This is a genomic window from Vibrio sp. TRT 2004 (genome assembly GCF_050113735.1).
Lineage (GTDB): Bacteria > Pseudomonadota > Gammaproteobacteria > Enterobacterales > Vibrionaceae > Vibrio.
Genome location: NZ_JBNJOH010000021.1, coordinates 36168 through 48761, shown reverse-complemented (window position 1 = coordinate 48761; position 12594 = coordinate 36168). Strand labels below are relative to the sequence as shown.

Annotated in this window: 12 protein-coding genes; 6 read left to right on the top strand and 6 right to left on the bottom strand. The window is 44.9% G+C overall.

Annotated elements, in window-relative coordinates:
* The first annotated feature begins 89 nt into the window (after positions 1-89).
* The 4 genes from cgtA (at position 90) to folA (ending at position 3270) form a co-directional block, all read left to right on the top strand.
* Positions 90-1262: an Obg family GTPase CgtA gene (gene cgtA, locus ACQEXR_RS10550; protein WP_138970719.1), complete on the top strand. Its 1173-nt coding sequence runs from the start codon at positions 90-92 to the stop codon at positions 1260-1262.
* A gap of 270 nt (positions 1263-1532) precedes the next feature.
* A complete protein-coding gene (locus ACQEXR_RS10545) occupies positions 1533-2300 on the top strand; it encodes a threonine/serine exporter family protein (RefSeq protein ID WP_427020304.1) in 768 nt (255 codons plus the stop codon).
* A complete protein-coding gene (locus ACQEXR_RS10540; protein WP_427020303.1) occupies positions 2297-2770 on the top strand; it encodes a threonine/serine exporter family protein in 474 nt (157 codons plus the stop codon). Before ACQEXR_RS10545 ends, ACQEXR_RS10540 begins: the two co-directional genes overlap by 4 nt.
* 20 nt (positions 2771-2790) lie before the next feature.
* Complete coding sequence (gene folA, locus ACQEXR_RS10535) at positions 2791-3270, top strand: type 3 dihydrofolate reductase (RefSeq protein WP_138970722.1); 480 nt, start codon at positions 2791-2793, stop codon at positions 3268-3270.
* 74 nt (positions 3271-3344) lie between these two features.
* Here the strand turns inward: folA and apaH are convergent, their stop codons facing one another.
* The 6 genes from apaH to lptD all read right to left on the bottom strand — a co-directional run bounded on the left by apaH (position 3345) and on the right by lptD (position 10166).
* Positions 3345-4160, bottom strand: coding sequence for a bis(5'-nucleosyl)-tetraphosphatase (symmetrical) ApaH (apaH, locus tag ACQEXR_RS10530; RefSeq protein WP_427020302.1), 816 nt, complete (start codon positions 4158-4160; stop codon positions 3345-3347).
* Positions 4161-4169: 9 nt separating this feature from the next.
* Positions 4170-4547 carry a Co2+/Mg2+ efflux protein ApaG gene (apaG, locus tag ACQEXR_RS10525; RefSeq protein WP_331418198.1) on the bottom strand — a complete coding sequence of 126 codons (378 nt, stop codon included), beginning with the start codon at positions 4545-4547 and terminating at the stop codon, positions 4170-4172.
* 68 nt (positions 4548-4615) lie between these two features.
* The gene (gene rsmA, locus ACQEXR_RS10520; protein ID WP_138970725.1) at positions 4616-5422 is read right to left on the bottom strand and encodes a 16S rRNA (adenine(1518)-N(6)/adenine(1519)-N(6))-dimethyltransferase RsmA; all 807 of its coding nucleotides are present in this window, start codon (positions 5420-5422) and stop codon (positions 4616-4618) included.
* A gap of 12 nt (positions 5423-5434) precedes the next feature.
* Entirely contained in the window at positions 5435-6427 is a 993-nt protein-coding gene (gene pdxA / locus ACQEXR_RS10515; protein ID WP_427020301.1) for a 4-hydroxythreonine-4-phosphate dehydrogenase PdxA, read from the bottom strand.
* Positions 6417-7715: a peptidylprolyl isomerase SurA gene (surA, locus tag ACQEXR_RS10510; RefSeq protein ID WP_427020300.1), complete on the bottom strand. Its 1299-nt coding sequence runs from the start codon at positions 7713-7715 to the stop codon at positions 6417-6419. Before surA ends, pdxA begins: the two co-directional genes overlap by 11 nt.
* 54 nt (positions 7716-7769) lie before the next feature.
* Entirely contained in the window at positions 7770-10166 is a 2397-nt protein-coding gene (lptD, locus tag ACQEXR_RS10505) for an LPS assembly protein LptD (RefSeq protein WP_427020299.1), read from the bottom strand.
* Between the two features lie 148 nt (positions 10167-10314).
* On the opposite strand from lptD, the gene djlA reads away from it, so the two are divergent.
* Together djlA and ACQEXR_RS10495 are read left to right on the top strand one after the other, a co-directional pair.
* Complete coding sequence (gene djlA / locus ACQEXR_RS10500) at positions 10315-11169, top strand: co-chaperone DjlA (RefSeq protein WP_138970729.1); 855 nt, start codon at positions 10315-10317, stop codon at positions 11167-11169.
* A gap of 516 nt (positions 11170-11685) precedes the next feature.
* Positions 11686-12561, top strand: a complete 876-nt coding sequence (locus tag ACQEXR_RS10495; RefSeq protein WP_427020298.1) for an HD-GYP domain-containing protein — start codon at positions 11686-11688, stop codon at positions 12559-12561.
* Positions 12562-12594: the final 33 nt, after the last annotated feature.

Below are 12594 nucleotides of genomic sequence, written 5' to 3'. Positions count from 1 at the left end.
TTATATCATTCACTTCGGTGTCCATGATTGAAGTTTGAGATGATATTTGCAACGCAGCTATGACACATAGCATAAGGGCGGAGTAAGAGATGAAATTCGTTGATGAAGCGGTAGTAAAAGTTCAAGCCGGTGATGGCGGTAACGGTGTAGTGAGTTTCTGGCGTGAGAAATTCGTTACGAAAGGTGGTCCTGATGGCGGTGACGGTGGCGATGGTGGCGATGTCTATATCCAAGCCGATGAAAACCTGAATACTCTGATTGATTATCGCTTCCAGCGCTTCTATGAAGCGGAACGTGGTGAGAATGGTCGCGGTGGTAACTGTACCGGTAAGCGTGGTAAAGACAAAGTTCTACGAGTACCAGTCGGCACACGCGCGGTTGATATCCACACAAATGAGATCGTTGCTGAAGTCGCTGAGCATGGCAAAAAAGTCATGGTTGCAAAAGGCGGCTGGCATGGTTTAGGTAACACGCGTTTTAAGTCTTCTGTGAACCGTGCGCCACGCCAAAAGACATTAGGTACTAAAGGTGAAATCCGTGAGATTCGTTTAGAGCTATTGTTGCTTGCTGATGTTGGTATGCTAGGTTTGCCTAATGCAGGTAAGTCTACCTTTATTCGTGCGGTCTCGGCTGCAAAACCGAAAGTGGCAGACTACCCATTTACGACACTAATTCCAAGTCTTGGTGTGGTAAGTGTGGTTGCAGAAAAGAGCTTTGTCGTTGCTGATATCCCTGGATTGATCGAAGGTGCAGCGGATGGAGCAGGCCTAGGTATTCGTTTCTTGAAGCACCTAGAACGCTGTCGTGTGTTACTACACATGATCGATATCATGCCAATTGATCAAAGTGATCCGGTTGAGAATGCATTAACGATCATTGATGAGCTAGAGCAATACAGTGAGAAGTTGGCTGCGAAGCCACGTTGGTTGATCTTCAACAAGGTTGATTTAATGCCTGAAGAAGAAGCCAACGAAGTGATCCAAAATATTCTGGATGCCCTAGGTTGGGAAGATGATTATTACAAGATCTCAGCAGTGAACAAACAAGGCACGAAAGAATTGTGCTACAAACTTGCTGACTTTATGGAAAATCTACCTCGTGAAGAACAAGAACTTTCTGAGGAAGAAAAAGTCGACTTTATGTGGGATGACTACCATAAGGATGCGATGGCTGGTAAAGATGTTATCACAGAAGATGAAGACGACTGGGATGACTGGGACGATGAAGAAGATGACGGTCACGTTGTCTACGTTCGCGATTAACCGTGCATAATATTCAAAGCCGCAATATCAATTGCGGCTTTTTTGTGTCTAAATCAAATCTTCGAAGCGTATTTCAACGCAAAATATACAAGTTCAAACTCTGCCACACGGCGAGCGGTTTGGATAACTGTGCAGGAAAAATCGCTCGGCTCAGGATAGAGAGTGTCGTTATTGATTTGGTGACAAACCTTATCATGGCTCTGAGTGGTTTTGATCAGCTTGAATGACTAGGTAATCATTCACGTTGGTATAAAGGAGTAGAAAAAAATCATGGCATCAAAACAGCGAGCGGTTTCTCGTTTAGTTGCCCAAGCAGGGCAAATGTTGTTAGCACACGGTGCAGAAAGTACTCTCGTTGGTGACCTAATGCGTCGCTTTGGTCTTGCCGCTGGAATGGATGAGGTGGAAGTCTCTCTTTCTGCCAGCTCTCTAGTGGTTACTACGGTTTATCAAGAACACTGTATAACAACGGCGCGACGATGCCCGGATCGTGGCATTAACATGTGGGCCATTACGCAGGTACAGCGTATTTGTATCATGCTGGAGCGAGGAATCATCGATTATCCTCTTGCCCAGCAGAAACTTGATAAGGTCAGCCCAGAGCGATACAACCGCTGGCTTGTGGTCTTTATGATTGGTTTATCTTGTGCGGCATTCAGCCGTTTAGCTGGAGGTGATTGGCTGGTTTTTACCATGACTTTTATCGCTTCCGCTGTTGGTATGGTTGTTCGCCAAGAGATCGGTCACCGCCATTTTAACCCTTTAATGAATTTTGCGGCGACGGCCTTTGTCACAACCGTTGTTTCAGCTCAAGCCGTGATTTACCAGTTAGGGAATTCACCGTCATTGGTGATGGCTTCGTCTGTCTTAATGCTTGTTCCAGGATTCCCTCTAATCAACTCGGTCGCTGACATGCTAAAGGGTTACGTTAACATGGGGATTGCTCGTTTTGTTATGGCAAGTTTACTCACTTTAGCGACCAGTTTAGGCATCGTAGCTGCAATGAGTTTAGCTGGGGTTTGGGGGTGGGTCGCATGATCTCTGTTGATCTTCTTGTTGGTCTCATCAATGATATGTTATTTGCTGCAATTCCGGCGGTGGGATTCGCGTTAGTATTCAATGTCCCACAGAAAGCACTGGTCTACTGCGCACTTGGTGGAGCTATCGGTCATGGCTCGCGTTATTTGATGATGCATTTTGGTATTCCGATCGAGTGGGCGACGTTCTTTGCTGCCATGCTGGTGAGTATGGTTGGTATCCATTGGTCTGCTCGATTTTTAGCTCATCCCAAAGTCTTCACTGTGGCAGCATTAATTCCTATGGTGCCTGGTGTCTTTGCTTTTAAAGCTATGATTGCATTAGTTGAGCTCAACCACCGTGGTTATTCCCCCGAATTAGTTGCCATGTTGATGGAAAACTTTCTCAAGGCAATGTTTATAATTGCAGGATTAGCGGTTGGCTTAGCTATGCCAGGGGTGTTATTCTACCGCCGCAAACCAATCGTTTAGGGATACAGGAGAGTAGTAGAATGATCATTAGCATGATTGCTGCGATGGCACATGATCGCATCATAGGTAAAGATAACCAGATGCCTTGGCACCTTCCGGCTGATTTTGCTTGGTTTAAGCGTTGTACTATGGGTAAACCAGTCATTATGGGACGGAAAACCTATGAGTCTATTGGACGCCCGCTTCCTGGAAGAGAGAATATCGTGATCAGTCGCGATGCCTCACTGGTTATCGAAGGTGTTACAACCGTGACCTCAATCGATGAGGCTCTGTCCGTTGCTGGTGATGTAGCAGAAGTGATGATCATTGGGGGAGGAACCATTTACCAAGCCTGCTTGCCAAAAGCGCAAAAGCTATATGTGACGCATATTGATGCGCAAGTTGATGGTGATACTCAATTCCCAGCTTGGAGTGATGATTTTCAAGAAGTCCATTCTGAAGCTTATCAGGCGGACGAGAACAACGCTTATGACATGCGTTTTGTGGTTTTAGAAAGATAGTGATGAGAGCGGGCGCGTCTAGCGACAATTTAGAACGGACTTCGGAGTCTAAAGTTGCAGGCCGTGCCGGCTTCTTACTCGCTACTCGCTAACGCTTCTTGCGTAAAGAAACGCTTATCTTCCCAGCGTAACATGGTCAGTTTCCCACCCCAGACACAGCCAGTATCCAAGCCTATCACCTCTTTACCTTCGTAGCCTTCTAATGCTGCCCAGTGACCAAACAGTACGGTTTTATCTAACTTGATTCTTTGTTGCAGTTTAAACCAAGGCACCAGACTGTGATTCTTGACTTCTTTGGGCGGGAGTTTGCACTCCATGTCTAATCTTCCTTGCGCATCGCAAAAGCGCATGCGGGTGAATGCGTTGATGATATAGCGGTAACGCTCAATGCCTTGTAGTTTATTGGACCAGAGATCAGGTTGGTTAGCGTACATATTCTCTATTAACCAAGGCCACTCGTCACTGTGTAGGGTGGCTTCCACTTCTCTGGCAGCGACACGCGCTTGATCTAATGTCCACTGGGGAGATATTCCTGCGTGGCACATGACAAATTCATCATGTTCCGCAAAGAGAGGTTGATGGCGTAGCCAATTGAGCAACTCATGCTTATCTTCCGCGGCAAAGATCGCTGCGGTTTTGTCTTTCTTTTTGACTTTGAATAGCCCAAGTGAAACGGCAAGGAGATGGAGGTCGTGATTTCCTAGTACCACCTTAGCACAGGGGCCTAGCGAGCGAACAAAACGCAATACCTCAAGTGACTTTGGACCTCGGGCGACAAGATCGCCCGCAAGCCAGAGTGAGTCATGCTTGCGATCAAATTTGACTTTATCAAGTAACAGTAAGAGTTCGTCTAAGCAACCTTGAAGATCGCCGACAATGTATGTCGCCACAGTGATGTCCTAATTTAAAATATTTGGGATAGCGAGTCTGAAAGGTTCGATTTCGGTAACGAATTCTTGTCCAGTGGCATCGTGCATAATGTATTGGCCTTGCATTACACCAACAGGGGTCTCGATAACGGTGCCACTATTATAGGTGTATTCATCATTGGCCGCGATGACGGGTTGTTGACCTACAACACCTTCACCTTCTACGGTCATCTGTTTGCCATTAGCGTCGGTAATTAGCCAGCGTCTAGCGATGAGTTGTACTGATTGCTGACTGAGATTTTTGATGGTGATGATATAAGCAAAAACGTAACGTTTTGCATCCGGATGGGATTGGTCGGCAATGTATTTGGTATGAACTTGGACTTTTATACACGGGGTAGCTTCCATGTGAACTCCTATGTAAAGTCAAAAAGGTGATAAACCATGGGTCTACCACCTTTTTATATTAGCTGAAATTATTTGTGGTTAGCATCTAACCAGTTTGCCATTCCAACGAATTGTTCTAGCGTTAGGTTCTCAGGGCGCATTCCTGGGTTAATGCCTAGTTGCTCTAGTTCCTCAGCGCTTAATAAGCCTTTGTAGCAGTTACGCACGGTTTTACGGCGCTGATTGAAGCCTTCACGGCAAACGCGATCTAACCATTTTAGACTGCTTGCTGGGTGAGGAAGGTTTTCATAAGGCACCAAACGAACTACCGCTGAATCGACTTTAGGTGGTGGAACAAACGCCGTAGGGGGTACTTCGAGTACTGGTACGACTTTACAGAAGTATTGTGCCATGACGGTAAGACGACCGTAAGCTTTCGTACCAGGGCCTGCGGCTAGGCGGTTTACCACCTCTTTTTGAAGCATAAAGTGCATGTCTTGGATGTCTTTATGGAATTCAAAAAGATGGAACATCAGCGGAGTTGAGATGTTGTATGGCAGGTTACCAAAAATACGTAACTTGTTGTTTGGCTTCACTAACTGCGCAAAATCAAAGCGCATCGCATCGCCTTCGTGAATCGTCAGTTTGTCGCCCAAGTCAGGGTGATTGCGCAGACGTTCAGCAAGATCGCGGTCAAGCTCTATAACCGTAAACTTGTCTACTTCTTTACCAACAGGTTCAGTGATAGCACCAAGACCTGGGCCGATTTCTACTAGGTTCTGACCCGGTTTTGGGTTGATCGCAGAGACTATTCCATCAATGATGTATGGATCGTTAAGGAAGTTTTGACCAAAGCGTTTTCTTGCTTTGTGCCCTAAGTGGACATCGTTTCTCATAGTATTCTCAAGTTAATTCGATTTCTTATCGACTAGCTCTATTGCATGAGCTAAAGCCGTTCGGAAGCTTCCTGTATCCGCATTGCCTGTCCCTGCTAGGTCAAGAGCGGTGCCGTGATCAACGGAGGTCCTAATAAATGGCAGGCCTAAAGTGATATTCACTGAGCGGCCAAAGCCTTTGTATTTTAATACAGGAAGTACCTGATCATGGTACATCCCAAGTACGGCATCAGCATCTTCAAGATATTTCTCATTGAAGATAGTATCGGCAGGTAAAGGACCAATTAGGTTGATTCCTTTCGTCTGACGCAGTCTTTCTAATGTGGGAGTGATGGTTTCTATTTCCTCTCTTCCGAGGCAGCCATCTTCTCCTGCATGTGGATTAAGTCCACACACATAGATTTTAGGTGACGTTATTGCAAATTTCTCAACGAGATCCTTGTTCAGAATATCTATGATGAGTTCTAGCCTTTCCTCTGTCACCGCTTTAGATACATAAGCCAGTGGGATATGCGTTGTCACCAAAGCGACACGTAAACCTTCCGTTGCAAGCATCATTACGACTAGTGGTGTGTTTGACTTCTCAGCAAAGAATTCAGTATGACCACTAAAGGCGACGCCTGCGCGGTTAATGACCCCCTTATGCACAGGGCCGGTGACAATAGCATCAAATTCACCATTCATACAGCCTAAAGCGGCTCTTTCTAGTGTTTTTAACACGTAATGGCCATTGGCTTCATCCAACTTCCCCGCAACGGCTGGGTTGGTTAAAGGTATGTGGTCAACCACCAATGAGCCTGCTTGCTGAGGGACAATCGGCGATTCAGACTGGTAGTCAATCAGCTCGACATCAATATTCAACTGCTTAGCTCGTTCTGCCAGCATAAATTTGTCTGCGCAAACCACGATTTGGTGAGCCCAACTCTCTTTCGACTGAGCCAATACCAAATCAGGGCCGATACCCGCAGGTTCACCAGCGGTAACTATGATGCGTTTAACGCTCATCTTGAGTCTCATCTTTAATGATTTCAACGTAGGCACTGGCGCGCATTTCCTGAAGCCAAGCGCTCGCTTCTTCGTTGAACTTACGGTTAAACAAGATGCGGTAAGCTTTGTTCTTTAATGCTGAATCCGTGCGATCTACTTCGCGACGATCAAGAACTTCTACAATGTGCCACCCGTGAACCGTTTTAAAGGGTTGGCTGATTTGACCAACAGGCAGAGTATCAATCTGATGTTTGAACTCAGGTACATAGAGTTCTGAAGTTTGATAGCCTAGTTCACCATCTTGGGCGGCTGAACCTGGATCTTGGCTATATTGCTGTGCCATTTCACCAAATGTCGCCTTACCTGAAGTAATACGTTGAGTGATCTCTTTTAGCTCTTTCTGGACGCCTTCATCGCTTAAGATGACCGTTGGCTTAATCAGAATATGGCGAGCATTAACTTCAGTCACAGCGACCGTTTCTAAGCCTTTGATGTCTTCAATTTTCAGGATATGGAAGCCAACGCCACTACGGAAGGGCCCGATAATACTGCCTTTATTCTGTAAATTGATTTGGTCAGCAAAAATAGTCGGCATCTCTTCTTTACGCATCCACCCCCAGTCACCACCCTGTAGTGCTTTAGGGCCTTTAGAGTAGGTGTAAGCCATGGTGCTAAAGTCGGCCCCGTTTTTCAGTTGCTCCGCTAACTGCTTGGCTTGCTTCTCGATGGCGGCTTTATCGTCACCATCATTGACGCGCAGTTGGATATGCCCAATTTTGTATTGAACCGTTGCATTCGTTTCTTTGGCTAAGATATTGGCTAGGTTATCCACTTCTGCGGGTAAAATGTTAATGCGGCGGCGGACAAGAGCATTACGCGCTTCACTTGCGGCGATTTCTTTGCGGATTTGTTCACGAAACTCAGCATAACTCAGACCCTCTTCTGCAATAGAGACACTAAGTTGTTCGATTGTTTGCTGATTATTTTTGGCAATTTCTGCGATTGCTTCATTCAAGCGGCTATCATCAATACGCACACCGATACGTTGCGCTTCTTGCTGCTGAATGGTGTCGACAATCAGTTTTTCAGTGACTTGCTCTCTTAGTATCTGCTCAGAGGGTAAAGCCTGACCGCTTTTTTTTGCATTTGCCTTTAGCGTTTTTAGTGATGTTTCAATATCACTTTGTAGCACAACACCGCTATTCACAATGACAGCGATGTTATCTAGTGCAACGGGCTGTGCATAAACAGTATTTACCGTACTGCTTGCAAACATAGCCAATAACGCGTGTTTCCAAAATTTCATTCAAGAACCTATAAAATATATCGAGCCTGCGGGGTTAGACAGCAGGCTCTCGAATTAGTTGTTTAAGAAAAATGGGCGACCGTAACCTAGAGAGTTACCAGCACTGTCTAGACCCGCTAAACCAGAACCTGCACCAATCTTAGTCCCAAAGCCTATGATGCCGAAGTTCAGACTAAAGTTGTTTTCGTAGGTTGGGTTAGCATTGGGGTAACTTGAGAAGCTAGGATCCCAATTTTGCAGCTGCTTGCTGTAGGTAAAGCCGATGTACCAACAATCTGATGTGTAGTTCAAGCGTGCTAGCCACTCTAACGCTTCTTCGGTCGTTAAGTCATAGAAGTATTGTGCACTGGTATTCCAGTTGCGATTAATCTGATATCCAGCGAGCAAGCCTACTTGAGAGATGCCATCAACGGTTATATCTTTTACATTGATATTTCCTTTACCTTCATCAGCACATTCACCCACTGTACAATCTAGATACTTTTTGGATACATAACGATAGTTGCTTTGGAGGTAACCGCCATTGAAACGGTATTCTAGTGTACTGTTACCTAACTGAACTTCGCTTGTGTCAATATCGTATTGAACCCCACCGTGATAGAACAAATAGTCATCATAGTTGAAGTCGACTTCAACCGCCCAAGCGGAATAATTGGACTTAGATGTAGTATCTGGTTTGTCTGTTTCACCAGTGTTTTTTCTGACGTTTTTGTCGATGTAGAAAATTTGACCAAATGAGATATTGAGTCTTTCTTTATATCCGTTATCAAAGAAGCGAGTGGAAGCACCATAACTAAATTGGTTTGCTTCCGCAATTTTGTCTACGCCGCTATATTTGCGGCTGCGGAATAGCCCATAGTAGTCGGTTTGCAATAGAGTTGTGTCGTAGTCACCAATATTGTTTTGATCTTTTTCAGGCACGTACACATATTGAATTTGCGGTTCAAGTGTTTGGGTGTAATTGTCAAACACTACCGTATCTCGCTCCAATACAACGGCTGCGTGAGAGCGAAACTCAGGAATCACACGTGATACATTCTCTTCAAGGCCGTAATAAGGGTTAGATATTTTGTCACCACTTATAGTGTCAACGCCATCCAAGTCCTGTTGATAGTAGGTACCAAGTAGTCTCGCTTCTGTTGTCCAAGTTCCCCAAGTCGTACCAATTGGCACCGTCAGCCCAGGTTCTACGTGAACGCGAGTCGCAGATGGTTTACCTTGGGCATCGGTATCAAAACGAGAGATATGGCTGGTCATATCAAAGTCTAAATAGCGCATCAATTCTGGTGCGTAATAGTTAAACTGTAATTGAGGTAATAAGCGATAAGGCAAGTTATTGCTAGTTGTTAGCACTTGGAAGTCTCGAGCTAACAATGACGCATCCCAGTTATCAGAGCGGTAAGTGGCCTCCATTTCTTGGATAAGCTGACCATCTTCTTTATTACCTATGCTTGAATCGATATCGGTGAAATAACGGATATCACTCACTTTGGAGTAGTCAGCAGTAAACTTCCAGTTCTCTTGGTAAATACCGCTGTGCTCTAACTGGAAGCCCCAGCGATCGCCGTACTCAGGATACTTTTTATCATCTGGGAGGTATTCAGATTTCAGCGTGCTGTAGCCAAAATCAGACAAGAAACGAAATTCACTGTTTAACTGAGTGCCACGTTCCTGCATATACTTGAGCGTGGTTTCCAAATCGTAGTTTGGCGCTAAGTTCCAATAGATTGGAACTTCCATTTCAAAGCCATCACTCGAACCATACGAAACGGTTGGATAGAGGAAACCCGTTTTACGCGTATCACCAATAGGTACAGTGAGAAATGGCAGATAAAATACAGGTACGTTGACAATCTCAAAGCGTGGATTGTAGAAAGTGGCTTCTTCTTCATCTTGGTCAATATCAATGCTTGAAGCACGCATGCGCCACGAACTATCACCTTCTGGACATGAAGTGATGGTGCCGTCTTCAATTTCATAGACAGCTTTGCCAGTCTTCGCTACATATACGGCTTCACCTCGGCCAGGCTCACATAAGAACTGATAGTTGGTATTTTCTAAAGTGACGTAATCAGTGTTGAGGTTGTTGGTCGCTTTATCAGAAATAGTTTTGACTTCACCATCGCTGAAAGTCACATTACCTTCAGCGACGACGATGTTTTCTTTCTGGTGCAAAGTCACGTTGTCAGCCTGCATGCGCTTTTTGCCCTGAACAACGACAACATTACCCCGATAGGTTGCTTTATCACCATTTATGGCTTCTAAACTATCGGCTTCAACATTGACCGGCTGTTGATTTGGGTTATCTGGCTCAGGTTCGTTGATCAAACATTGATCTATAGCGGGCAGTTCCTGCACACTATCGTCTAACATAGTTTCTGCTTGAGTCTGAGGCACTACAAAAGCAGCACTGATTGAAGCGGCTAACAAGGTGCGTGGAAAACGTAACATCGAGTTTTACTATCCTGTTGAACTTGATATATCCGGTGAATAGGTGACCGAATGTAGAATAAAACGGTCCTTATAATAAAGTAATTTACAGCTTACGGCACTATCAGACCGCTTCGTGAAGAAAAAATTCAGAGATTGAGAGCACATAATGCATATTTTCGGCAAAATTCTCGGCACATTTTTCGGTTTCCTATTTGGGGGAGCCTTTGGTGCTGTATTTGGTTTATTTTTAGGGCACCAATTCGATAAAGCACGACGTTTACGTATGGCGGGCTTTAATAGCGGTTTTGGCAGTGGCCCGAGTCAAGCCGAACGGCAAGAAGAGTTTTTTAAAGCGGCATTTGCGGTGATGGGGCATGTTGCCAAAGCGAAAGGGCAAGTTACGCGCGAAGAGATTCAACTTGCTACAACCATGATGGATCGCATGAATCTGCATGGTTCACAGCGCAAAGCTGCCCAAGATGCATTTCGAGAAGGCAAAGAGAGTGACTTCCCACTGGAGACCGTTTTAGAACGCGTGCGGATTTCTGCTGGTGGTCGTTTCGATCTAATGCAGTTCTTTCTCGAACTGCAGATCTCAGCGGCATTTGCCGATGGAGATGTTCACCCTAGTGAGCGTAACGTCTTACATAAGATAGCCCGTGGCCTTGGTTTTTCGTCTGATCAGCTAGAACAACGATTACGTATGCAAGAGGCGGCATTCCGCTTTCAGCAAGGCGGTTTTGGCGGCCAATCCGGTGGCAGCTATTCTAATCAGTCAGGCGGTAGTTGGCAGCAGGCTTCAACAGCAGACCAGTTGAGTGACGCGTATAAACTTTTGGGCGTTGATAGCAGCGCAGATGCTAAGAGTGTGAAACGTGCTTATCGTAAACTGATGAACGAACACCATCCAGATAAGTTGATGGCAAAAGGTCTACCCCCTGAGATGATGAATGTTGCTAAAGAGAAGGCTCAAGAGATCCAGAATGCTTATGATGTCATTAAGAAAGCCAAAGGTTTCTGACCGCTGCTGGTTTATACTCATAAAGTGCCCCCCTGAGAGTGCGATTTAGCACTCTCTTGTTCCCTTTCTCACAGTAATTTCATTGAATATATCGATGTTTTAACCGGTTAGATGGTTAACGATCGAGGCTCTTTTTATGACGCTTTTTGTGTTGGATCAATTTAGTCTAAGATTAGGCAGCATCTTCTTGGTAAGGAGCTGAAAACTGCATCTACACTTACCTTTGAATGGAAGCTAGAGCGGTTAGAAACAATGGAAGTAACAACTAGGAAAGTAGAGGCAAACATCACTTGTCATCACCTGCTTAATCGGCAGTTAGCTCACCTCCAGGAGCGAATAAAAGTCCATCTACCGAAATTAGATAAAATATGTTTTGCACTTTATGATACTCGAGAGCATCTGCTTAGAAGTTATGCCGATAGTTCTTCTCTGTCGTTGAGTCTGATACATTTTGAAGCTCCACTGAGTTCACTACCGTATCTTAAGCGGTGTATAGAAAGTAGAACAGCGACGATCTTGCCTGATATCGATTGTTTGCGTTCTTCCCCTTATATCAATTCACTTGTCGAAGACGGTTATCAATCTTCAGTCGCTATCCCTGCGTTTAATGCTCAGCAATTTAGAGGTTTTGTGTTCCTCAACTCTCATCACAAAGGCGCATTTAATGAAAGTGGGATTGAAGCTGTTAAGCCTTACCTTAGCATGCTTGAGGCGACCATATTTTCTGAGTATCAGTTGGTTGACCGGTTGGTCGAAAAAGCTAACAAGCTGGTAGCGCGCTCTCCTGTTTATCAAAGAGAATCAATTAGCCATAAGCAGCGTGTTTCACGCTACACCAACCTCATTGCTTTAGAATTGGCGGATAGATACGACTTTGACGATGAATTTGTGGAGCACTTAACTTTGTTCTCTCAATATCATGATTTGGGTAAAGTAATTATATCACCTGAATTACTTTGTAAGCAGCAAGCGCTTGCAGCGGAAGAAGTCGCTGAGTTACGTCGCCATGTTACCTATGGTGAAGATTTAGTCGCGAAATTTATCACTGAGCTTGGAGCAGAGAATCACCGCAGTGCTGAGCTGTTTCGAGATATTGTTTCTTTTCACTACGAGTTCTTAGATGGGAGCGGTTACCCTCATCAATTATGTGCCGGAGCGATTCCTATCAGTGCGAAGATAGTGTGTGTTGCTAACATATTTGATGCCCTTACCACCCATAAACCCTATAAACAGGCTTGTTCCGTGCCTTACGCTCTTTTAGAGCTGGAGAAAATGGTTTTTGATAGCAAGCTTGATGCGGACTGTGTTAATGCTCTACGTAAGCACCAAATCCAACTTGATACGATCATCCAGCGTTATCCTGAGAGAGACCCATTAGAAGGGTTGTATTAGCAAAAAAGGACACATCAAAAAAGGACATGTGGG

Bases quoted from the DNA above. Each gene is read 5' to 3' on its own strand.
- cgtA (WP_138970719.1), top strand. From the start codon at position 90: ATGAAATTCGTTGATGAAGCGGTAGTAAAAGTTCAAGCCGGTGATGGC.
- ACQEXR_RS10545 (WP_427020304.1), top strand. From the start codon at position 1,533: ATGGCATCAAAACAGCGAGCGGTTTCTCGTTTAGTTGCCCAAGCAGGG.
- ACQEXR_RS10540 (WP_427020303.1), top strand. From the start codon at position 2,297: ATGATCTCTGTTGATCTTCTTGTTGGTCTCATCAATGATATGTTATTT.
- folA (WP_138970722.1), top strand. From the start codon at position 2,791: ATGATCATTAGCATGATTGCTGCGATGGCACATGATCGCATCATAGGT.
- apaG (WP_331418198.1), bottom strand. From the start codon at position 4,547: ATGGAAGCTACCCCGTGTATAAAAGTCCAAGTTCATACCAAATACATT.
- rsmA (WP_138970725.1), bottom strand. From the start codon at position 5,422: ATGAGAAACGATGTCCACTTAGGGCACAAAGCAAGAAAACGCTTTGGT.
- pdxA (WP_427020301.1), bottom strand. From the start codon at position 6,427: ATGAGCGTTAAACGCATCATAGTTACCGCTGGTGAACCTGCGGGTATC.
- surA (WP_427020300.1), bottom strand. From the start codon at position 7,715: ATGAAATTTTGGAAACACGCGTTATTGGCTATGTTTGCAAGCAGTACG.
- lptD (WP_427020299.1), bottom strand. From the start codon at position 10,166: ATGTTACGTTTTCCACGCACCTTGTTAGCCGCTTCAATCAGTGCTGCT.
- djlA (WP_138970729.1), top strand. From the start codon at position 10,315: ATGCATATTTTCGGCAAAATTCTCGGCACATTTTTCGGTTTCCTATTT.